This is a genomic window from Myxococcales bacterium (assembly GCA_022563535.1).
In the GTDB taxonomy this organism is placed as follows: Bacteria; Myxococcota_A; UBA9160; order UBA9160; family UBA4427; genus DUBZ01.
The window spans coordinates 68214-90362 of the sequence record JADFNE010000007.1 but is presented as its reverse complement, the minus strand read 5'-3'; the positions used below and the strand labels follow the sequence as shown (position 1 = coordinate 90362).

The following is a 22149-nucleotide window of genomic DNA, read 5'->3' as shown; positions in this document are numbered from 1 at the left end:
CACCCAGATAAGGGCCTACAATGGCCCATCGAGGTGACCCATGGGAACGAAGACCACACGAGTTCGCAGGAACTTCACTCCAGAGTTCAAGAGAGACGCCGTGCGTTTGTTGCGCGGAGGCCGGAGTGTCACAGACGTTGCCGAGAGCCTTGGAATTGCGCGAAGTCTCTTGCAGCGATGGCGAGAGCAGATCGAAGCCAGTTCAGATGAAGCGTTTCCGGGGCGAGGCAAGCAGACCGGGGATCAAGAGGAGCTCCGAAAGCTAAAGCAGAAGCTCCGGGACGTGACCGAGGAGCGGAACATTTTAAAAAAAGCGTTGGCATACTTCGCGGACGACCAGAAGTGAAGTTCCGGTTCATGCAGAATCATCGGGAGACCTTCCGGGTCGGCATGATGTGCAAGGTCCTCAAGGTCTCCCGCAGTGGGTTCTACGCCTGGTGTCGGCGGGGGCCAAGCGAGCGAGAGCAAGAGGACCAAGTGCTGGCTGAGGAGATCCACGAGATCCATCGTGCCAATCGTCGCGCGTATGGATCGCCTCGGATCTACAGAGCCTTGCGTTTGAGGGGGCGCGACTGTGGGAGACATCGAGTGGCCCGCATCATGCGCTTAGAGGGCATTCAGGGATGTTCCAAGCAGCGATTCTATCGAACAGCGACTACTTCGCTCGGAACGCAAGGCGGCCCCGGATCTACTCGAACGGAACTTCGAGGTCGATGCTCCCAACACAGCTTGGGTTGGCGACATTACGCAAGTTCGCACACGTGAAGGTTGGCTCTTCCTGGCAGTGATCCTCGACCTCTACTCGCGCAAGGTCGTGGGCTACGCGACCTCGCATCAACCCCGCGCAGAGCTTGCCCTGGAGGCGCTCACCATGGCCTATGAGACTAGGAAGCCCAAACCTGGGCTGATCCATCATACGGATCGAGGAACGCAGTACGGTAGTGAAAAATACAAAGATCAAATCGACCGATACGAGATGCGTCAAAGCATGAGCCGCCCAGGCAAGTGCGGAGACAACGCGGTCGCAGAGAGCTTCTTCCGCACAATCAAGACCGAATCGCTTTACCACATGGACTTCGAAAGCAGAGAACAAGCCAGGCTCGAGATCTTCGATTACATCGAGGGGTTCTACAATCGAACGCGAATGCACTCGACGCTGGACTACCAATCACCGGAGGAGTATGAGAGACTAAGTGCCGCTTAACCCTGTGTCCGTTTTATCCGGGGAAGATCCGTCTGCTTCATCGGCTTGTTAGCCGGCACGCGCCCTAAATTTGACTCCCCGCTAGTACCGTCCGGATCTTCTCGACCGTCTCGTAGTAGCGTGCGAATACTTGAAGATTGGAGAACGCATCCTCACGATCGACTGCTGGTGGGGCTTGGCTTGGATGTCCTAGTTCATTCCGCTGAACTCGGAGGAGATCGTAGACCGCAAGGATTGAAACCTGGGCGTTGTTTGGAAACTGATCCAAGGCACGGACCGCCGGTTGCTGGAACTTCGCTGCGATCCAATCGAGCTTTGGCTTCATCGGAAATCGCTCGTAGATCTGAGTGAACTGAGTTCGCTCGCCAGCATCCGCCAACGATTTGACAACAGATTCGGACAGCAGAAGGAACACGCGTTCGGCCGCGATACCGAGCATCACCGCCGACGATACGAGGTTTCCTCGTCTGAACGTCGCCAAGCTCTCGGCGAGATAGGACCGAACAGTAGGATCGAAGTGCGGAACGCGCTGAACGATTCGGTCTAGATAGCGGTCCGGGTCGTGAGGGTGCGCGGGTTCGGCGGCGAGGACGGCGCGGCCATACTCCGTGACGTGGAAAAAAGGCAAGTTCATGTTGCTGGAATTCATGCCCGGAGCAAGAATTCCCTCAACGAGGAGCTGCCAAAATGCCTCCTGAATTGCGAACGCAAGGACACCTGGGTTCTGATGGCCTATGTAGTCCACGAAGGGCGCGTACGTTTTGCCAGAGATATCGAGCTGGCCTTGTTGCTGATCGGCCACGATTGCGTCAAGTAGGATCTGGCGCGCCGCACGAATGCTCGGGTTGGCACACTCGAATGGTGTGGGCATGCGATCTCCCGTGCCGGCTAACTAGTTTTTAACCAACCATCAGTCTGGTCGTGTCATCCCGCGACGTCGCGCCATGAATAACAGAACACCACATTCGGGAGCCATGTCGAATCAATTGTGTTTGCCGCGACTTGCGCGATTCTCATCAATCGCTCCCCAGCTGTTATTCAAGCGAAAATGCGCCGGATATCATTCTAGGGTCGCTCAACAAAGCGAGTTTGATCCGCAAGCTTACTGGGAAGCTTACTGGTCACGAATTGATCGGAAGTTTCACGGCACCGCAATGTGGAGTCGTGGAAAATTCATGAGCAAACATGGCGCGTTGCGGTAGCCAAGAATGGCACGCCGGGAGGGATTCGAACCCCCGACCCTCAGGTTCGAAGCCTGATGCTCTATCCAGCTGAGCTACCGGCGCGCATTTGCTGCTTGGCTTTACGGGCACGATCGCTCGCGCCTACGTCCACCTTTGCAGCGTGGGTCGCGGCCGGGAGCCGCGCCCAGAACCTGGGTCGCAGGGTTGATACCGGACGCGCAGTCGAGTTGCCAGAGGGAAGCTTCACGAGCCCGCCCTGGTGGATCTGAAGGACAGAGCGCGGGGGCACGGAATTTAGACTCACCCTCGAGCGCGGCCGGGAGCGGAATCATGCTCTTGCCTCGCGTGTTACTTCGCTACTCGATGTCTGCTTCAGGTGATCGCTTCGGGGACCTCGCCGCCACTTTCTCGCATCGCGTCGATGCTCCAGATCCCCGGTCCCTGGGAAGCGATGGCCAAAAAAACGAAGCAATAGAGAACTGCGAGTTCACCGTCATTCACTATGGGAAGTACGTGATTGGTTCCGTGAGCCGTCCAATAGGCGGCGGCCATCAAACCGGAACACAGGAACGCGGCCCATCGGGTCAGCAACCCGACCGCGATTAGCGCACCGCCGACGAGCTCGATCGAACCCGCGACGTATTTGACCATGGCGGGAATTTCCCAACCCGCCGGGGGGAAGTTGAACAACTTTTGCATGCCGTGCCAAAAGAAGAGAAACCCGACGATGATTCGCAGCAAGGCATAGGTGTGACTTTCGTATTTCGTCATGAATGACGCCAAGGTTTTTCCTCCAGGAATTTCATCAGGACGTTGAATCGTAATTAGATCAATCACTGCGGTCGCCCAGGACTAGACACCAGGTGATCGAAGGTGGTTTCATGTGTGTGTGGGGGGGTGGCCTCTCTTTTTTTGAGATCAGGCCGTGTTCAGTTCGCGGTGTTCGATGGTTCGCACGCTGCGCACTATCGGGACAAAGTATTCGTTTCGCATGTCCCAAGGAACGCCGAGCGCGTTCAAGATGAGGCGCTTGGTGGCCTGGCGGCACGTCATTCCTTTTTCTACGGCGTGGATGGTGCGAGTAGAGATGCCCGCTCTTCGTGCGAGTTGACTCTGTGTCCAACCAAGCGCTTGTCGTGCAGCGCGGATCCTGTTCATTTCGAGCCTCTGAGGGGTGTCCTTCGCGTTACTGCGAGCCTTCGGATTTTAGCGCGATCGGGGTCGGGCTGTCGCGGGTCAAATCGCTCGAATCGAGGCGCCCCAGGGGGTGACGGAGGTCGAGTATTCGTTTAAAAAACAGATACTTAGGAGAGGTCGGCGCCAGAGTCTCGCAACCGACCCGGCCGGCGCGATCCGGCCGCACAACGCAGTCGCCGTTATCTGCATCCGCATCTGCGTTCAAGCGGGGCAGCGTGGCGTTCGTGGGGTGGGCGACGGGAATTGAACCCGCGACCTCCGGAATCACAATCCGGCGCTCTAACCAACTGAGCTACGCCCACCGCAAGAAGGGCGAGGAGCGTAGGCAGCAGCCGACGGGGTGTCAACGCAGCGCGTGTATGCTGGGGCCATAATTGCTCGCTCAACGGTCGAATGCTCGGCTGCACCGCCGCCCGATTGAGCGCTAGTCTAGCCCCGGTTTTGCCCCGGTAGCTCAGTTGGATAGAGCAGTCGCCTTCTAAGCGACGGGTCACAGGTTCGAATCCTGTTCGGGGTGCCATTTGAGCAGGTGATAAAGGAAGGTTGATGCTCTACCAGACAGACGATCTGAGGATCGAAAGCCTGCATCCATTGCTGCCGCCAGCGATCCTGATGGAAGAGCTCCCGCTTACCGAGCAGGTCTCCACCACGGTTTCCCACGCCCGGCAGGCCTGTGGAAAGGTGCTCAGAGGCGAGGACGACCGGCTGGTGGTCGTGGTCGGTCCCTGCTCGATTCACGATCCCGAGGCGGGGATCGAATACGCGGAACACCTCGCGACCGTGATGGAGCAACACGCAGAAGATCTGCTGATCGTGATGAGGGTCTATTTTGAAAAGCCCCGTACTACAGTGGGTTGGAAGGGGCTCATCAACGATCCCAACCTCGACAACAGTTTCGCGATCAACGACGGCTTGCGCGCGGCGCGCCGTTTCCTGCTGAGGGTGCTGGAACTGGGTTTGCCCACGGGCACCGAGTTTCTCGATCCCATTACGCCTCAGTTCATTGCCGATCTCGTTTGCTGGGGTGCCATCGGTGCGCGAACGTCCGAGAGTCAAGTTCATCGCGAACTCGCTTCGGGGCTGTCGATGCCGGTGGGTTTCAAAAACGGTACCAATGGCACCGTACAGATTGCAATCGACGCCATCGGTTCGAGCCTGCATCCGCATCGCTTTCTTTCGGTGACCAAGCAGGGTGTTGCCGCGATCGTCGAAACCCGGGGCAACAACGAATGCCACGTGATCCTGCGCGGCGGTTCCTCGGGTCCGAACTACGGCGCCGAACCCGTGGCCGCAGCGACCGCGAGTCTGAAGCGTGCGGGCTTGCCCGAGCGGCTCATGATCGACTGCAGCCACGCGAACAGCGGCAAAGATCACTTGAAGCAGCCTGAAGTCATTGGCGACGTGGCGGATCAGATTGCCAAGGGAAACGATCTCGTCTTTGGTGTCATGCTCGAAAGCTTCTTGCTCGACGGCAATCAGAGTCTGGGCAAGGTCAGTGACCTCACCTACGGGCTGAGCGTGACTGACAAGTGTATGAGTTGGGAGCGCACTGAGCCGTTGTTCGAACGCATGGCCCAAGCGGTGCGCGACCGGCGCAACGTAAATCGATAGTCAACCGCTAGCCGATCACTCGTGCCAGTACGCTTTCGAGAACCTGGGTGCCGCGCTCGATCTCGGCTTCGTCAATGATCAGCGGCGGGGCGAGGCGTACGACATTGGCTCCGGCTGTAATGACGAGGACGCCTTCTTCTCGGCAGCCGGCGACAACGTCTGCGGCCGGTGCGGTGAGTTCCAGGCCTCGCAGCAATCCGACGCCCCGCGCTTCGATGATGCGCTCGGGTCCCAACCGACTCGCCAGGGCGTCGAGGCGTTCGCCGAGCAGTTTGCCCATCTGCTTGGCGTGGGCGAGCACACCGCCTTCGGTCAGTTCGGCCATGACGGCCGCGCCACACGCGGTGGCGAGGGGGTTGCCGCCAAACGTCGAGCCGTGGGTTCCGGGCACGAGTGCTGCCGCGATTTCGTTGCGCGTCAACATGGCCCCGATCGGAATGCCATTTCCCAACGCCTTGGCAAGGGTCATGATGTCGGGAACGACTCCGTAATTTTCATAGGCAAACAGGGAACCGGTGCGTCCCATGCCGGTCTGAATTTCGTCAAAGATCAGTAGACAACCGCAATCGTCGGCCAACTGTCGCAAGCCCGACAAGAACTCCGGGGTCGCGGGGATGACGCCGCCCTCTCCCATGATGGGTTCGACCAGTATGGCCGCAGTGCGGTCACCAACCAGTTGCTTGACCGCAGCGAGATCATTGTAGGGTGCGTGATGAATTCCGGGGACCACGGGTTCGAAGCCCTCGCGGTAGGCTGGGGTGCCCGTTGCCGTCAAGGTGAAGAGCGTTCTTCCGTGGAAGCTTCCGTCGAAGCAAATGATCTCAGTGCGGTCGCGACCTTCGACGTAGTGGTGGCGTCGTGCGAGTTTTAGCGCCACTTCATTGGCTTCCGCGCCGGAGTTGGCAAAGAAGACCCGGTCCGCAAACGAATGTTCGATCAATCGCTTTGCGAGTTCGAGTTGGGGTGCGGTGGTATACAGGTTGGAGACATGCCAGACCTGTTGCGCCTGTCGCATGAGCGCTTCGGATACCTTGGGGTTGCAGTGGCCGAGCGCCGCAGTTGCGATCCCACCCATCATGTCGAGGTATTCGTTGCCGTCGGCATCCCACAGCGTGCAACCTTCACCGCGCACGAGGGTAATCGGTTGGGGGAGATAGGTCGGAACGAGCAACTGGCTCAACTGTTCCTGAACCGAGGCATTCGAATCTTTGTTTTGGCTCACGTTGCGAAGACTCCCGACCGGATCGAGGGGTGAGCGGGCAGGGTAGCGCCTGCGCGGGCAGCCTCCATCTCACGTCCGTTCGGGTCGGTTCAGGAGGAGTTGCGGCGGCCCAATACCAGGTGAGGCTTGACCGTGCGGATCCGGCCCTTCAGCCGCACCGCTTCGAGTTCTTCGCAGTGAAACAGCGGGGCGACCTGGCGATACGTTCTCGGGCCGATCACGACCTGCCCGGGCTGAGCCACCGACGACTCGAGCCGGCTGGCGATGTTCACCACGTCACCAATCACGGTGTAGTCCTTGCGCTGCGGCGAGCCGATGTCGCCCACCACCACGGGTCCCGAATTGATGCCGATACGCATGGAAATGAAGCGACCCTTGTTGGTGTTGGCATTGACGTCTGCCAGGAGAGCCTGCATGCGGAGTGCTGCTCTCACCGCTCGCTCGGCGTGGTCGGGTTGTGCGAGTGGTGCGCCAAAGAACGCCATCATGCCGTCGCCGCGAAACTTGTCCAAGGTACCTTCGTAGTCGAAGACCGCCTCGCTCAACCGCTCAAAGATCTGGTTGAGCACGCGGATCACTTCACTTGGCCGCAAGTTTTCGGCCATGGCGGTGAAGTCGGTAAGGTCGGCAAAGAGCACACTCACCTCGCCCTCATCCGAAACCATGTCTCGCTGGACCGCGTCCGAGTCTCGGGTTATGCGGTCGACGACGGCCGGTGCGCAGTAGCGAGCGAGCTTTGCGCGGATGTCCTGTTCTCGGCGAATGTCGTCGCGCAAGGTTCCCTGTTCCACCGCGACCGCTGAAAGGATCGCCAAGGCACTCAGGGCCTGAAGGTCGTGGATTTTGAAATGATCTCGCGGTGAGGTGCGGTCGACGTAAATGACTCCGATTACCCGGCCGTCGCGGTAGAGCGGGGCGCACATGGCCGAATGGATGTCCAACAGGATCACGCTGTCGGCGCCGCCGAATTGATTGTCCGAAAGCGCGTCCTTGACCAGGACCGCCCGCTTTTCGCTGATGCAACTGCGGGCAATCTTGTTGCTGATGATGATCTGGGTGTCCGGGCGGCCGTCGAGGGTGCGCATGACTTTGGGAATGATCTTGTCGTTGGATTCGTCGTAGAAACAGATTACTCCGCGCTCGACCGGCAGGCTGTTGAACACGAGAGCGAGAATGCGATCGAGGGTTTGATCGAGGGAATCGCAGCTCAAAAGCGCTTCGGCGGCGTCGCTCACCAGCCGCAGCAAGTTACTTACGTCGTGGCCTGCAGACGCATCGTTCGCGTCGTTCTTCGGCCAACTGGCTTTCGAGTTCCAGTTCGGAACTCCCTGCAGATCGCTCGACGAGTTCATCAACAGGTCCATGTTGTTGACGTGGATCATCTCGGTGTGTTGCGGCCGTTCTGGCGCGGTTTCTTCGAAAACCACGTTTGCAGGGCTGGACTGCGGCCGGTCAATGATTTCAACGTAGATGCGAGCTGCCCCGACATCGATTCGATCACCGTTGCGAAGCCACTCGCGCTTTACGCGATACGTATTGAGCTTGACGTGATTTTTACTGTTCAGGTCGACGACTTCAAAGCCGCGATCACTGCGCACGATCTTGGCGTGATGTCGGGAGACGCTCTCGTGTTTGATCTGCACGTCGGCATCGCTGGCCCGACCGATGACAAGCGAACTCGACTCGGATTCGACGATTTCGTCCCGGTCCCCGACTCGATAGGTGAGTCGTAGAATCTTCTTGCCTGGGGGTTCGGTCTCGCCTTGTTCGCGGCGGTGGCTCATGGAGCCTCACCCCCGTCCAGATCGACGGGGGTCTTACTGCGGTTTGCGTTCTGGTTTTCGCGGCCTTCGGCCATCTCTTTGATGACGGCTTCGGCCTGAGGGTTGTTCGCGATCAGTCGCACCAGTTTGTCCCGGGACAGAGCCAGCACCCAGCACTTCGTCTGCGCAACGACAGTGGCGATTGCCGGGGACTGTTCGAGCACCGACATTTCTCCAAAGATGGATCCGTGTTCGAGAACGGCGAGCACCTTGTCGGAATCGATATCCATCTTGATGACATGAACCGAGCCTGCGAGCAGCGCGAACAGATCCTCGGAGACGCGCCCTTGTTCGATCAACGAGGTCCCGCTGCGCACTTCGAGAAGCCGAAACTGTTTGGCGACCAATGCGCGCTGGTTGGCCGGAAACGATCCAAACAGTGGGTTCGTGCGGATCAAGCGGTCGACCAGTCGATCGCGCAAGAAGCACAACATGACTTCGAGCACCTCGGGGTGCCTGCGGATCAGCCCCCACATGGCCTTACGATCGATGGCGAGGAGCCGACTTTCGACAATCGCCTGAATGGTGGCGTTGCGTCGGCGGTTGGTCATCAGGCCAATCTCGCCAAAGAACGAGCCAGCCTCGAGCACTGCGAGTTTCTTGCGCGACTCTCCCTCGGCGATCGGGACCACTGCTCCGTCGGCGACGACATAGAGCGTGTCGGCCGAGTCGCCCTGGCGGAACAACACCTCGCCCTCGTCGAGTGAGACGATCTTGACGCGCTTGATCAAAGCGCTGAGGCTGCGGGCGTCGAGGCTACCGAACAGCGGTGTGTTCATCAGTTGTTCGCGCGCAGTTGGAGGCGCGGCGTTATCTGGCGGAGAGAGATACTGGCGCGGTGCCTCGTAAACCAGTGGGATTTCGATGATCCCCGGGTCGTCGAGATCGGCACTGGAAACATCGGGAGAGCTGCCGGACACGGCCTCGGTCAACAACATTTCTTCCAGAGGTGCGTCATCGAGTTCGGGTTCGGGACTGAGCACGGGCGCTGCGTGGGCAGGCGCTTCCGGCGGGCATTGAGCATCTGAACAAAGCGAGTGAAGACGTTCGAGTGCCGCGCTGTGACTCGGGTCGATTTCGAGGATCTGTTTGCAGAGCGCAATGGCTGTGATGATCTCAGAAGCGTCGATCGCAATCCCCAGCGCGTATCCGAAGCCGTTGATCGCCTGGGTGTGCAGTCCCTGTCGCTCGTAGATCTCGGCGCGCCGCTGACACCAGATTGGGTTTTGGGGCTCGAGTTGCTCGAGTTCGCGGTAACCGGCAATTGCCTGTTCAAAGTCGCCGTTGCGCAATGCCATCGAGGCCGTGGCCCGAAGCTTTTTAAGGGACTCTGCTGCCATGCGCTTCTTATCGCTCTCTGGGGGTTCGGGCTTGACCGCCGCAGGAGATCCGCTGGGTTCGATCCGGGCTGCTAGCGTGCGGGGCGTGGCAGGAGCTGGGAACTTTCCGAAACCAACAGAACCCTCTCTGGCGGCCGAACCCGATGGTTTTGGCCCGGAGCACCGCCTCGCGGACCTGGGCCCCGAGCTGGAACCGGCGGCCGCGTCTCTGCTGGCGCTGGCGTTTCGCGACAACCCGATCAATCGCGCCGTGATCGAGCGCGATCGCGCACGTAGACTGGAGGTAAATTCCTACGGAATGGCGGCGACTCTTGCGGCCTCGCGCCGCTACTCATTCAGGCGAGTCGTTCTCGAGTCCCCAGATCCCAGCAAAGATTCATTTCGAGGTGAAATAGCCTCAATTTTGCTATCGCTGGACCCTGGCGGGTATCCGAGTGCTCCGCCGCCAATCGCAATGCAGCTGCGTTGTCTCTGGGGGCAGGGATTTCGGATCATTCGGCGCTGGGGACAGCTCTACCGCCTCCTCGACCGCCACCACCCCAAGCAACCCCACTGCTATCTGGCTCTGCTTGCGACCCACCCTGAGCGGCAGCACAGCGGCCTTGGCCGGGCCCTGCTCAATCTCTGGCTACGGGATGTAGACGCGCGGGCCATGCCGAGCTATCTCGAAACCGACCGCAGCGAGTTGGTCGGCTTCTACCAGACCGCGGGCTTCGAAGTCGGACGCGAATTGAAGGCGTTTGGCAGACCGATCTGGTGCATGACGCGTCCAGCACGTAACAAGGAAGGTAGTGAGGAGAGCAGCTGATGTTTGGCAAACGGCCCGACGGAGAGAAGATTCAGGATTTGTCGCGCCTGCGCGCGTTCATGCCATTCGTGTCGCCCCGGCGCAACGACTCGCTCGTCTTGTACACGACCGAGATCGAGGTCGACGAGGCCCTGGCTTTTGTCGACCGCTACAACGAAGGGCGAAACGAAAAACGCCGCATGACGTTGTTCCATCTCTATCTGCGATCGCTGGCGATCTCGTTTCACGAACGTCCCGGGGTCAATCGCTTTGTTGCAGGTGGGCGACTCTGGCAGCGCAACCACGTGGCCATCACCTTTAGCGCCAAGCAGAAAATGGAAGACGGCGCGCCGCTACACACCGTAAAGCGTATTTTCCCCAAAGACGAGAGCCTCGAAGAGATGGTGGACTCGATCATGGGTCGCCTGCGCAAACGCCGGGGCGGCGAGGTTACCCAGAGCGATCGCGAGATGAACGTCGCGTTGGTGTTCCCCGTGTTCGCCATACGCTTCGGGATCTGGGTGCTTCACAAAATGAACATGATGGGCATGCTGCCCAAGTCCATGATTGACGACGACCCGCTCTTTACTTCGGTCTTTATCGCCAACCTGGGCTCGGTGGGACTCGACGCGGGGTATCACCATCTCTGGGAATACGGGACGTGTTCGGCGTTTGGCATCATTGGCAAGATTCACGAGCGCGCCGACGGCAAGCGAGTGATGAACGTCCAATACTCCTACGACGAGCGCGTCGAAGACGGTCTGTACGCCGCGGTGACGATGGGCCTGATTCGGGACAGGCTCGAAAAGCCAGAATCCTTGCGCTGAAAAAGTCCTTTTTAAGCCAATGGTTACAGGCTAGTGGCCATTTCCGGCCAGTCTGAAATAACACAATAATCGCGAAGAATTGAATTGAGCCTTGTCGTCGGTGTACCGGCTATGCGATTCTGTTCGCCTAGATGACATCGACTGCGGCTTCGTCCAATACTGCTGCAAACCCCTCCAGTAAACGCCGTGCGGGTTCCAAGACTCGCAGCCGGGTTCCCTTGCGCGACGATGACGGCCGCCTGGTCCGTGGACGCAAGAGCCGCGCGCGAATTCGAGCGGCCGCGCTCTCTTTGTTCCGAGAAAAAGGTTTTGATGGTGCCACCCTGCGCGCAATTGCCGCCAAGGCGGGGATGGGTGCAAGCTCGATCTACCGCCATGTACGAAGCAAGGAAGAGTTGCTGATCGAGGAATTGGCGGATTTGCAAGAAGACGCCTGGGCGCAATTTCGCAAAGCGGACAACCGCAGTCTTTCGACCCGTGCACGCGTGAGCCTGTTCCTCGACGTGCAACACAAGTTGTTGACCCGCGATCGCGACCTGAGTTTGATCGCGCTGCGATCGACGACACGTCCCGAGGCGAGGGTTTCGCGGAGAGTTCTCAAACTCTATGACCGCACGATGGGGTTGCTGGCGGAAATTTTGCAGATGGGTCGCAAGAACAAGGATCTCTCAGCCAAGGTCAACGTGCTGGAAGCTGCTCAGGCTTTGTTTCATATCACGCTGGGTGCGCGGATTGCCTGGTCCAATGGGTTGGTTTCGGCAGAGGGATGTCGGAAGTCGATTCAGGCTGGGGTCAATATTCTGTTTGAAGGGTTGGAGTCTTAGCCTCTACGACCTCGATTCCCTCTATTACCTCTCTATAGAAAAAGGTCGCGCAGGGAGACTTTGGGGGCGGGGGCGTCCTCACAGGCTTGTTTGATTGCTTGCCACTTTTCAGGGGAGAGGGCTGGTCGGATTGCGCGATGGGTCTGGATGACCTGGGAGGTGGCTTCAGCGCGGCGTTTGGAGGGTGGATGGCTCGAAAGCCACTCGGGAACGTCTCCTCCTTCTCCTGACCCGAGACGCTCAAAGAACTTGGCCAGGCCATCCGTCCCAATCTCCGCACGGGTAAGCATTTCGACTGCGCCGCGGTCGGCCTCGGCTTCATCTTCGCGGGAGAACTTAAGGGTGGCGATCTGGAATGCCGTCGAGGGGTCGATCACCATCATGCCCGTGTAGTCTCCGACGCTGACTGCCCAGAGCGTCGAGAGCAGCGCGCCGCGGACCACCCCCGCCATCACGTGGCGCTGCCGCACGTGCTCGAGTTCGTGCGCGAGGACCCCGGCCACTTCGTCAGGTCCCTCGGCTAGCTCGGTCAGGCCCCGAGTCAGGACCACGGTGCCCCCTGGAAACGCAAAAGCATTCGGAATTTCGAGATTCAGGATGTGGATGGGTGGAAGCTCATGGGATTCGCCGAGCAAGCGTGTCGCGAGTTCAGCCAGCGCATCGATCGCCGCGTCGCTTTCGCAATAACTCGACGACAGGCGCTGCTCTACGCCGCCCACCGCGCTGCGCTCGACTTCAAGGGGGATGCGGTGAGCGATGGCCTTGGAGAGAGGCTGTATGAAGATCCAGACTAGCGTGCTGAGCGCGGCAATTCCGGCGATACACCCGGCCGCCAACGCCAGCCTGTTTCGGGAACCTCTCGGAAGGCCCGATGTCGCGATGCCCAATTGCGTGAGTTCGGCGATCGTCGCAGCGCCTTGTAACGTCAGCAGCGCGTCGGGATCGGCTGTCGTCTGGAGATGAACGATGTCGCGCTCTTGCAGGGCATTCGCCCGCACTTCGGACAACACCCAGCGCGCAAGTTCACGGCCGTCCGCGAGATCTCGAACGATGATGAAGAGGCCGTCGAAGCTGACGGTGACCGAGTGCAAGGTCGCGCTGCGGCCATCCATGAACCCGCCCTGCCAGTGCGGAGTGAGGGGCGAAACGGTTAGATCCCCAGATCGAGATCGAGCATGTCGGCAAACCCGTCGGCCGTGGCGCCGGCGTCTCGGCTGCGCTGTTCGATCGCGTCAAAGTCGATCATGCCCTCGGCGCGAGTCCGCTCCGCGATCAGGCGAAGCGCATACATGGTGATCCACGGAAAGGCCAGGCCGAGGGTGAGCATGACTCCAAAGGTGCTGAGAATGTATAGAAGGAACAGGTCTCCACCGGAGATCTCACTCGCCAGCATCGCAGATTCGCCGGCCCGGGTATGCTCCATCCGATAGCGCGTGAGCTTGGCCTTGTACCAGAAGTAGTAGAGCCCGCCGGTCAGCAGCGAGAAGAATACGGCCTTCACGCCCATCCAGAACACTACGCGATCACTGCCGTCGTAGTGAAATTCGAGGCTTCCGAAGCGCGTGTTGTCGGTCATGATCTTGTAGAGCTGATTGCTCATGACAGGCGAGTAGAGACCGAGGGTAAGGAAACTGAAAATGACGCCTTTGATGAACGTCTTCGCGTAATCGCTCGAATCGGGAATGAGGCCAAAGCGGATGCTTCGCCATATGGTGCGATTGTATAGAAAAGCACGAGAGCGGTAGATCAGGTGTGGGGCCGCGAACAGGAGCCCAACGGCCATCACCAGCACCGCGACTTCCGATGCCGTGGGGGAGATCGTTTCGAGTAGGGCGGGGATTCCGACGAAGGCCATATACGCCGCGCTCACGACCATGTAGCCCTTGAAGAGCTCCATGCCCGTCCCGGTGTAGAGAAAGGGCTGGTCGTGGAAGCTGGTGTTGTTCCACACGTACTGGCGCCGCTCGGTCTTTGCCCAGGCCAGGTAGATGCCAAACGTGATCATCGTCAAGAAAATGTTTTTCAGGAAGATGAGGAAGAAACTTCCTCCGTTGCCATGAAATTTCAAACGATAAATGGTGGGTAATTGTGCTCGAGGATCTTCCAGCAGGTCACTTGCGAGATTTGACATGCCGACACAATAGCGAGATCAACCCGCATCATCTATGAGAAATTGGGAGTTAACGCCCGGCGAGAGGATGCTCTCGCAGTCGCCTGACTCGATAGCCGCGCTTGGCCAGGCACATCGGAATTCCGCGGGCTCCAACCAGATGGTAGGCGCCGACGACGCCAAATAAAGTCTCACCCCCCTCGAGATGCTTCTGCAGGCGATCGCACATCGTCTGATTGCGTCCGTAGATTACGCTTTCGTAGAATGGCGCGAGTTCGGGGTTGGTTTTGAGTTCTTGAAACAGCACCTCTTCGAGCTTTGCCTCATCCCCCAAGCGCCACGCCTCTTTCAGTTCAATGAAATATTTTTCGATGTTGTCTGCCTGGAGCAGTACGTCTTTGAGCATCAGTTCCTGGTTCGAGGGCGACAGGCTGCTGAGAAAACTCAATTGCTCGACCATGGATTCGAGACCGATGATGCGTTGGTTGTCTTTGACCCGCGCGATCATGTCCAGATCGAGCCCGGCTTCCGTTGGATAACCGAGTTGCTCGAGTTCGTAGGTGAGCAGCATGGTGGCGACCATCCAGGGCTGCCAAGGGTTGATGTTCGCCAGTGATCGATTCGACTTTGCGAGATGTTTTCCGAGTGCTCTATAGAGGTCAGGCGAAATGTGGTTCTGGATCGATTCGCCACCGGGAAGCAGGCCGTGTTGGAGCACCGCATTGTCCTGCTCTTCGGGCGAACCCGCTCGCATGTCCACTTCAACGATCAACGCCGCTGCAGAATCGAACCGCTTGAGAATGAACTGGGGTAGCTGCCATCCTCCAACTGGACCCACGTGAATCGATCCGAGCAAATACAACCGTCCCGCCCTCGATTCGCCGTCTTTCGCCTGGGCATCAACCTGCCAGAAAATGGGATGCGCGCGTTCGACCCCGGGCTTTGAAGTGGCAAAGGTTGCCGGCGCCGCGCCCAGCAAGAGTCCCAGCACTGGCAATACGGCAAGGGCAAGCGAGCGAGGCGAGTTCATCGGATCAGGGCGCCTGGCTTTGCTCGAAGACATTCCGCGTCCGCTCTCTAAGGATCGGGTCGTGGAGATAGTCCAGCGCAGTCATCGCCAGGGATTTCGCACCGTCGAGAGCGGCCAGATCGCCCATCTCGCCCCGTGCGTAGTCGGCAAACTCGCGGTTGTGGATACTGACGTTGATGGGCGCGGCGGCGAGCATCGGGTGTATCGCCGGGAATTCATGACTGACGTTTCCCATGTCGGTGCTGCCGGCCATCATGGGCGGGATCAGATCTGCGGGGATGAACTCTCGGCCCAGACGTTCGGCGTTGGCTCGGAAAGCTTCCTCTAGCGGAGCGTTGCTGCGCAAGTCGAGGTAATCGATTTCGCTCCACTTGAATTCCAATTCGGCCCCTGTAGCCAGCGCTCCGGCTTCGAAGCAGGCTTGAACACGTTTGCGGAGGAGTTCGAGACCCTTCCGATGTGGGCTTCGCACGAAGAACGTTCCGGCTGCCACCTCGGGAACAATGTTCGGGGCCTGCCCGCCATTGGTGATGATCCCGTGTATGCGTTCGTCCGGGCGGATGTGCTGTCGCAATTGTGCGATTGATTGATACGCCATCACCAGGGCATCGAGGGCGTTGATCCCGCGTTCGGGAGCCGCCGCCGCGTGGGCCGCCCGGCCTCGGTACACAACTTCGATATCGGTCTTGCAAATACAAGGCATGGCGCCGAGGTTGAAACCCGCGGGATGAATCATCAACGCGCAATCGACACCCTTGAAGGCGCCTGCGCGCATCATGATCTCTTTCCCACCTCCGCCTTCTTCCGCCGGTGTTCCCATCACGCGTACTCGACCGGGTAGCTCGGCTTCGAGGCTCGCGAGGGCGAGACCCGCGCCCACTGCAGCGGTGGCGATCAAGTTATGTCCGCAAGCGTGACCGATCTCGGGTAGAGCGTCGTATTCCGCTAGCAGCGCAACACAAGCGCCGGCGTCTGAACCGAAGGTCGTGGAGAAGGCCGTTTCGAGGCCCCCAGCCGGGGTGGTCACCTCGAGCCCGGCTTTGCGGAGGGTTTCTACCAGCAGATTGCACGCCGCGTGTTCTTTGAATGCGAGTTCCGGCTTTGCGTGGATCTGGTGGGATACGTGCAGCAGGTCATCAGCGCGAGAATCGATCCACGCACAAACCCGATCTTTCAATTTTGTCAGTTCGCTCGATTCATTGGGATCGGTTGCGGGGGGTGAGTCCGACAAAAAGAAATCCTCCTGCGACGAAGTGTAACGGCCTGTCGCTCCAGAGAAAGCGTTGGCGGAGGATTGTTCCGGAAGGCGAGATCATGGGTTGGGGGGCGCCCAGGAAACTAAAGCGGGGGCGCGCGAATGCCGACACGGTAGCTGCAGATTGTTCTAGTATTGTGCGCAATTTAAATCAATCTGCCTCGCATGACATCGAGGTCAATCGTTCGGCGGACGGAGAAGCACCATGCAGGGGAACTGCGCCATGCGCAAAAGGAAGAGCGAAGGTCGTGGCCTCAGTTGGCTGGGTGGGTTCATTTGTGGAGTCTCGCTCATTGCTTCATTCGGTCTGACCGGCACAGCTCTGGCGTTTGCAGAGTCGCCTGCTCTCGAGGAAGTCCGGCTCGCCTATCTGGATCCCGGGTCGGGAAGCTTCGTCGTCCAGGCGTTGATCGCCATGTTCGCGGGAATCGCTGTCACGGTTCGCCTGTACTGGGCCAAGATAAGGAGTATGTTGGGAATGGGCTCGGCGAGATCCAACGACGACTACACCGACGACGATGATAATGACGACACCAGCCGTCAAGAGGATGCCCGACACAACGATGTCTGATCGGGCGATTGGCGCGTCCTTTCGCGATCCGAGTGGATTCGTCTTCGAGCACGACGGACGCATCTACCGGCAGGTCAACCGTTCCTACCGGGACGACTATGACCATTTGATGTCATCCGGCCTCTACAAAGAATTGACTTCGAAGGGGTTGTTGGTCGCGCACAGCGAAGTCGATCCCCCAGACGGTGTCGATTCCAATTCCAATTACTACAAGACGCTATTGCCCGATCGCGTCCCGTTCATTTCTTATCCCTACGAGTGGTGCTTCAGCCAACTCAAGGACGCAGCCCTGCTCACCCTGCGCCTGCAGAAGCTCGCGCTCAAGCACGACATGGTTTTGAAAGACGCCTCCGCGTACAACATTCAGTTTGGGCAGAGCGGCCCAGTGATGATCGACACGCTTTCTTTCGAGCGCTACGAAGAAGGTCGTCCTTGGGTGGGCTATCGACAATTTTGTCAGCACTTTCTCGCGCCCCTTGCATTGATGGCCAGGCGCGATGTGCGGCTGCTCGACTTGATGCGTGTTCAATTGGACGGGGTGCCGCTGGATCTCGCCGTTTCGCTGCTCCCCGCTCGAACCTGGCTGAACTGGGGACTGTTCATGCATCTCCGCATGCACGCCCGCTACCAACGCAGCTACGAAGCTGCGGGTCAGCAGGGTGCAGACGCCGAAGCAACCGATCGGAAAAATGCAGGAGCCCACGGCCCAGGGGTTTCGCGCAAGGCCCTGGGCAATCTGATCGAGGATCTTCGAGCGGTGGTGCGCAAGTTGGATTGGACGCCCAAGGGAACCGAATGGGCGGAGTACTACTCGGGGGATAGCTACAGCGAGGACTCGCTTGCCCACAAGCAATCCCTCATCGCGCAATACGTAGAGCGCTTGAACCCCGCTTGTGTCTGGGATCTTGGCGCCAATACGGGTGTCTACAGCAGAATTGCGGCAACGGCCGGCGCCCGAGTCATTGCTTTCGACGTCGACCCCGCGTGTGTCGAACGAAACTACCGGATGGTGCGAAAGAACAAGGAAGAGAATCTCCTGCCTTTACGCCTCGATCTCGTGAACCCTTCACCTTCGATCGGCTGGGCACACGATGAACGGTCGAGCCTGGCAGAGCGGGCCAATGCTGACATGGTTCTGGCTTTGGCGTTGGTGCACCACATCGCCATCTCGAACAACGTTCCCCTGTCAAAGATTGCGTTCTACTTTGCTCGACTCGCCCCCCATCTCGTGATCGAGTTCGTCCCCAAGAGCGATGCCAAGGTGAAGACATTGCTTGCAACTCGTGTCGACGTCTTCCCCGGTTACACCCGCGAAGGTTTCGAAGCGGCGTTTTCCGAATGGTTCGAAACACTGGAGAGTTCTCCAATCCGCGGCTCTGATCGAATTCTCTATCTGCTGAAACGAAAAAAAGGAAGCCCCAGCGCTGATACGGGTCGGAGTACGTCGTGAAGAAAACAGCCACTGCACTCGTGCCGGCGATGACCCTCGGGTTGACCGTCTTGTTCTTCGGACCACTCTTGGTTTTCATCAAAAACGCTGCCGAACTCCGGATCAGTCTCGGGACCGCTGCGATGTATTACGGCTTGGTGGCGGGGCTGCTGATCCTTGCGCTGGCGGTGGTGCAAATCATGGTGCCGCGCCGAATGGCAAAGCCACTTCAAGTGGCGATGGTGGCCATTTCCGCCGCGATTTTCATTCAGAATAGCCTCATACCCTTCGACATCGGTGTACTCGACGGCCGCGACAAAGTGTTTTCATTCTTTGCCATCGACCAACTCGATCTCTTGATCTGGGTGGCGGCTGTGCCGGTGATCTATCTCCTGGCCACCCGAAGTCGAGTTTCCCTGCAGCTGCTCTGCGGCTACATCGTGGTCTGTCAGCTGTTGTTCCTGGCTGCCGACGCGATTCCTCACTATTTCAACGCAAAGGATCGCCTCCCGAGCTTCCAGGTCATGGAGGACAACAAGTACTCCTTCTCCAAGGAGAAGAACGTTCTTTTCGTGATGGTGGATACCTACCAGTCGAACATTTTCAGTGAGACGCTGCAGGACACCAAAACCCGGGAACATATGACCGGGTTTACTTTTTACCGAAACGCAACATCCTCCTTTCCAAGCACGACGCCGAGCATTCCGGTCATGCTGACCGGCGTAGTTTATCGGCACGAGGCCCCAATCGAGACACTGGCTCGGACCAGTCTGGAATCCGACACTTCGATTCCCAAGGTGTTGAAGGCACAGGGTTGGAACGTAGAACTCTACGCGAATATGAAGTTCCTTTACCAAAACGCCGCGGGCGAGATCGCGGACAATCTCGTTTTGGATACCAATAATTTTGACCACAACGTCAAAGGTCTGGCTTCGGTCTTCGACGCGTACCTGTTGCGCGCGGTTCCCTACATTCTCAAGTCGGTAGTCTTTGACGAGGGCAATCTACTCGTCAGCCAGTTCTTTTTTGACGACTCCGCTACCGAAGAGGACGGCGACGGGAAAGGGAAGCGGCCGTTTAGCTACCACGACTTCGACTACTTCGATCAATTCTCTGAGCGGGCCAGCGTGGAACTCGATCGACCCAGCTTCAAGTTCTTGAGATTGATCGGTCTGCATCCGCCGCTGTTGCTCGACGACAATCTCGAACCACATCGCAGGATTTTCAGCTTCGAGAACGTGGTCGATTTTGCCAAGACCTACAACCGGTCCCTCGTTCGCGTCTTCGACAAGCTGCGCAGCATGGGGATCTTCGACCAGACGATGATCGTCGTGCTCGCCGATCACGGCGCTTACGTGGACGTGAAACTCGGCGACCTGCCGTTCCCCGATGGCGCGAGACCAACGGGGTACGGTGCCGGTTTGCCTCTGATCATGATCAAACCTTTTGGCGCCAGCGGAGCGTTGAAGATATCGGATGAGCCGATCGCGATGCGCTACTTGCCCGAAATCGTGGCTAACGTAAACGCCGGTGGCACTGTGGAACAAGTCCTCGACCGCCACGCCGGGGAGCCGCGCTACTTCTACGATTACTTGAGCAGAACGTTGAGTGCGCTGGCCGAGATCGAAGTGCGGGGGCACTCATGGCTGGCGTCGTCGTGGCGTCCTACCGGAACGATCATCACCGAGAAAGGCGAGGAGATTCGGGTCGATCCTGTGGAACTCGGCGATACCGTGGAACTGGTGGACAAGCCGTACTACCTGGGCGGTGGATGGAGTTCAATCATGATTCCGGAGAACCGCCGAGGCATAGTGTGGAGCGGCCGCAGGAATGTCTATCTCAGTATTCCCGTCGTCCAGAGCGACGAGCCTCTCGCGTTGGTGATGGAGATCGAGCCCGCTGACTTCGTGGCAGAGAAGAGCCGCCAGAGGGTTAATGTCTATTTGCGAGACCAGTTGCTCAAGGAGTTCATCGTCGACAAGAAGGGAAGCTATCGCGTAGAGATCCCGGCGTCGCATAACGAGTTGCTCGAACTGCGTCTGCAATTGCAAGACGCCTACCGCCCCTATGATTTCGTGAAGAAACACAAGGACTACAACGTTCGAGCGATCGGCCTGGAGTCCTTTGCTGTCGTGCGGCGTTAGTCCGACGACAAACCAAACGACATACCCAACGCCATTACCAAGACAAAGGGCCGACAGCGCAAGCGCTGCCGGCCCCTCGTGTCTTCCGGGACGAGAGTCCCCGTTGTTAGCTTTCGGTTGCCAATACGGATTCCGGGGCGCGTATGGCTGAGCCGTCCGAGCCGAGAGGGGCCGCGGGCGCATCGAACTGATTGGCGCCCGGTTGTACGTCATAAGCGTGCATACCGTGCTCGCTGAGGTCGAGCCCTTCAATCTCATCTTGTTCGTCGACTCGCAAGCCCATCGTTGCACGAATGGCAACGAAGATGGTCGTCGCGCAGATCACGGTAAACGCACCGTAACAGACAACGCCGATCAGCTGGGTCAAGAAGGAGTGCTCGGGGTTCGTAGAGAAGATCCCTACCGCGAGGGTCCCCCAGATTCCGCACACCAGGTGAACACTGATCGCGCCAACGGGGTCGTCGATCTTGATCCGGTCGAATCCGATGACTGCGAATACCACGATCGCTCCGGCCACAAGACCGATGATCACGGCGGTGTTCGGCGTCATGACGTCTGCACCCGCGGTGATCCCGACGAGTCCCGCGAGGATGCCATTGAGCGCCATCGTAAGGTCGGGCTTCGACGAGATGAACGTGAAGGCAATCATGGCACCGAGACCGCCGGCGGCGGCGGCGAGGCACGTGTTCACGAGCACTAGCGACGTGAGCTCCGGGTCTGCGGAAAGCACTGAGCCACCGTTGAACCCGAACCAACCGAGCCACAACAAGAAGGCACCCATTGTCGCACTCGGGAGTGAGCTACCGGGTAGAGGATTGATGGCGCCACTCTTGGCGTACTTGCCCAGGCGTGGCCCGAGCAGCAGGGCGCCGATGAGCGCTCCCCAGCCGCCGACACTGTGAACCAGGGTCGAACCGGCAAAGTCGTAGAAGCCCATGGCATCCAGGAAGCCGCCACCCCATTTCCAGGATCCCGCGACCGTGTAGACCACACCCACGAAAAGCAGGGTGAAGACCATGAAAGACTTGAGCTTGATGCGCTCGGCGACCGCACCCGAAACGATGGTCGCGGCGGTTGCGGCGAACATCGCCTGGAAGAGGAAGTCCGTCCAATAGGTGTAGCCACCGTCGGCGTAGCCTGCGGTCTGCGCTCCGGCTTCAAAGCCAGCGCCGAGACCGAAGCCCGCAAACCCGAAGAAACCGTTGAATTCGCCCGGGTACATCAGGTTGAAGCCCGCCACGTAGTACGTGATCAAGCCAGCGCAGACAATGAATACGTTCTTGAACAAGATATTGATGGTGTTCTTGGCGCGCGCCAGTCCAGATTCGAGCATGGCAAAGCCAAGGTGCATGACGAATACAAGGCCTGTGGCGATCATCATCCAGACGTTGTTTGCCACGAAGGTGCCGGCCGTGACTCCGTCGTCAGCGAGCGCGACCGCGGGCACCAGCGCCACAACCGCCGCGCCTCCCACACTGAGCAGTCTTGATGTCATTTTTTCTCGTCCTCCATGTTCATGATTCAGAAATTCAAAATTGGGTTCGGGGTGGCCGCGGTGATGTCTTCTCGCTGTCGAAACTGACGTTGGTTG

21 protein-coding genes and 3 tRNA genes are annotated in these 22149 nt (G+C 58.8%); 11 read left to right on the top strand and 13 right to left on the bottom strand.

Annotated elements, in window-relative coordinates:
* The first annotated feature begins 40 nt into the window (after positions 1–40).
* The 3 genes from IH881_04105 to IH881_04095 are packed head-to-tail and all read left to right on the top strand — an operon-like array spanning position 41 to position 1204.
* Positions 41–346 carry a transposase gene (locus tag IH881_04105; protein MCH7866853.1) on the top strand — a complete coding sequence of 102 codons (306 nt, stop codon included), beginning with the start codon at positions 41–43 and terminating at the stop codon, positions 344–346.
* An 11-nt stretch (positions 347–357) separates the two neighbouring features.
* Entirely contained in the window at positions 358–765 is a 408-nt protein-coding gene (locus tag IH881_04100; protein ID MCH7866852.1) for an IS3 family transposase, read from the top strand.
* Between the two features lie 19 nt (positions 766–784).
* The gene (locus IH881_04095; GenBank protein MCH7866851.1) at positions 785–1204 is read left to right on the top strand and encodes an IS3 family transposase; all 420 of its coding nucleotides are present in this window, start codon (positions 785–787) and stop codon (positions 1202–1204) included.
* Between the two features lie 64 nt (positions 1205–1268).
* Here the strand turns inward: IH881_04095 and IH881_04090 are convergent, their stop codons facing one another.
* The 5 genes from IH881_04090 to IH881_04070 all read right to left on the bottom strand — a co-directional run bounded on the left by IH881_04090 (position 1269) and on the right by IH881_04070 (position 3887).
* Positions 1269–2075, bottom strand: coding sequence for a hypothetical protein (locus tag IH881_04090; protein MCH7866850.1), 807 nt, complete (start codon positions 2073–2075; stop codon positions 1269–1271).
* A gap of 338 nt (positions 2076–2413) precedes the next feature.
* Positions 2414–2490: transfer RNA gene (locus IH881_04085), tRNA-Arg, on the bottom strand.
* Positions 2491–2760: 270 nt separating this feature from the next.
* Positions 2761–3159: a DoxX family protein gene (locus IH881_04080; GenBank protein MCH7866849.1), complete on the bottom strand. Its 399-nt coding sequence runs from the start codon at positions 3157–3159 to the stop codon at positions 2761–2763.
* A 147-nt stretch (positions 3160–3306) separates the two neighbouring features.
* Complete coding sequence (locus IH881_04075) at positions 3307–3546, bottom strand: helix-turn-helix transcriptional regulator (protein MCH7866848.1); 240 nt, start codon at positions 3544–3546, stop codon at positions 3307–3309.
* A 264-nt stretch (positions 3547–3810) separates the two neighbouring features.
* Positions 3811–3887: transfer RNA gene (locus IH881_04070), tRNA-His, on the bottom strand.
* A gap of 141 nt (positions 3888–4028) precedes the next feature.
* Between IH881_04070 and IH881_04065 the strand changes: the two genes are divergently transcribed.
* Both IH881_04065 and IH881_04060 read left to right on the top strand, forming a co-directional pair.
* A tRNA-Arg gene (locus tag IH881_04065) sits at positions 4029–4105 on the top strand.
* Between the two features lie 26 nt (positions 4106–4131).
* Positions 4132–5196: a 3-deoxy-7-phosphoheptulonate synthase gene (locus tag IH881_04060; protein ID MCH7866847.1), complete on the top strand. Its 1065-nt coding sequence runs from the start codon at positions 4132–4134 to the stop codon at positions 5194–5196.
* A 7-nt stretch (positions 5197–5203) separates the two neighbouring features.
* Here IH881_04060 and IH881_04055 read toward each other — a convergent pair whose 3' ends face one another.
* The 3 genes from IH881_04055 to IH881_04045 form a co-directional block, all read right to left on the bottom strand.
* Positions 5204–6418 (bottom strand): aspartate aminotransferase family protein, encoded by a 1215-nt coding sequence (locus tag IH881_04055; GenBank protein MCH7866846.1) that lies wholly within the window; start codon positions 6416–6418, stop codon positions 5204–5206.
* 89 nt (positions 6419–6507) lie between these two features.
* A complete protein-coding gene (locus IH881_04050; protein ID MCH7866845.1) occupies positions 6508–8202 on the bottom strand; it encodes an FHA domain-containing protein in 1695 nt (564 codons plus the stop codon).
* Positions 8199–9581, bottom strand: coding sequence for a cyclic nucleotide-binding domain-containing protein (locus tag IH881_04045; GenBank protein ID MCH7866844.1), 1383 nt, complete (start codon positions 9579–9581; stop codon positions 8199–8201). The genes IH881_04050 and IH881_04045 overlap by 4 nt, the downstream gene beginning before the upstream one ends.
* On the opposite strand from IH881_04045, the gene IH881_04040 reads away from it, so the two are divergent.
* From IH881_04040 to IH881_04030, 3 genes are all read left to right on the top strand, one after another.
* On the top strand, positions 9580–10389 hold the full coding sequence (locus IH881_04040) for a GNAT family N-acetyltransferase (protein MCH7866843.1): 810 nt from the start codon (positions 9580–9582) through the stop codon (positions 10387–10389). The genes IH881_04045 and IH881_04040 overlap by 2 nt on opposite strands.
* Positions 10389–11195 (top strand): hypothetical protein, encoded by an 807-nt coding sequence (locus IH881_04035; protein ID MCH7866842.1) that lies wholly within the window; start codon positions 10389–10391, stop codon positions 11193–11195. The genes IH881_04040 and IH881_04035 overlap by 1 nt, the downstream gene beginning before the upstream one ends.
* 131 nt (positions 11196–11326) lie before the next feature.
* Positions 11327–12019, top strand: coding sequence for a TetR/AcrR family transcriptional regulator (locus IH881_04030; protein MCH7866841.1), 693 nt, complete (start codon positions 11327–11329; stop codon positions 12017–12019).
* A 32-nt stretch (positions 12020–12051) separates the two neighbouring features.
* Here the strand turns inward: IH881_04030 and IH881_04025 are convergent, their stop codons facing one another.
* Genes IH881_04025 through IH881_04010 form a run of 4 tightly spaced genes read right to left on the bottom strand, consistent with a single transcriptional unit; the run spans position 12052 to position 16345 of the window.
* Positions 12052–13131, bottom strand: coding sequence for a M48 family metallopeptidase (locus tag IH881_04025; GenBank protein MCH7866840.1), 1080 nt, complete (start codon positions 13129–13131; stop codon positions 12052–12054).
* A 38-nt stretch (positions 13132–13169) separates the two neighbouring features.
* Positions 13170–14150, bottom strand: a complete 981-nt coding sequence (locus tag IH881_04020) for a DUF898 domain-containing protein (GenBank protein MCH7866839.1) — start codon at positions 14148–14150, stop codon at positions 13170–13172.
* A gap of 49 nt (positions 14151–14199) precedes the next feature.
* Positions 14200–15192 (bottom strand): TraB/GumN family protein, encoded by a 993-nt coding sequence (locus IH881_04015; protein MCH7866838.1) that lies wholly within the window; start codon positions 15190–15192, stop codon positions 14200–14202.
* The gene (locus IH881_04010; GenBank protein MCH7866837.1) at positions 15164–16345 is read right to left on the bottom strand and encodes a M20 family metallopeptidase; all 1182 of its coding nucleotides are present in this window, start codon (positions 16343–16345) and stop codon (positions 15164–15166) included. The genes IH881_04015 and IH881_04010 overlap by 29 nt, the downstream gene beginning before the upstream one ends.
* Positions 16346–16619: 274 nt before the next feature.
* On the opposite strand from IH881_04010, the gene IH881_04005 reads away from it, so the two are divergent.
* The 3 genes from IH881_04005 to IH881_03995 are packed head-to-tail and all read left to right on the top strand — an operon-like array spanning position 16620 to position 20558.
* Positions 16620–16985: a hypothetical protein gene (locus IH881_04005; GenBank protein MCH7866836.1), complete on the top strand. Its 366-nt coding sequence runs from the start codon at positions 16620–16622 to the stop codon at positions 16983–16985.
* A complete protein-coding gene (locus IH881_04000; protein ID MCH7866835.1) occupies positions 16963–18435 on the top strand; it encodes an SAM-dependent methyltransferase in 1473 nt (490 codons plus the stop codon). Before IH881_04005 ends, IH881_04000 begins: the two co-directional genes overlap by 23 nt.
* The gene (locus tag IH881_03995) at positions 18432–20558 is read left to right on the top strand and encodes a sulfatase-like hydrolase/transferase (protein ID MCH7866834.1); all 2127 of its coding nucleotides are present in this window, start codon (positions 18432–18434) and stop codon (positions 20556–20558) included. The genes IH881_04000 and IH881_03995 overlap by 4 nt, the downstream gene beginning before the upstream one ends.
* Positions 20559–20664: 106 nt before the next feature.
* Here the strand turns inward: IH881_03995 and amt are convergent, their stop codons facing one another.
* A complete protein-coding gene (gene amt / locus IH881_03990) occupies positions 20665–22053 on the bottom strand; it encodes an ammonium transporter (GenBank protein ID MCH7866833.1) in 1389 nt (462 codons plus the stop codon).
* Positions 22054–22149: the final 96 nt, after the last annotated feature.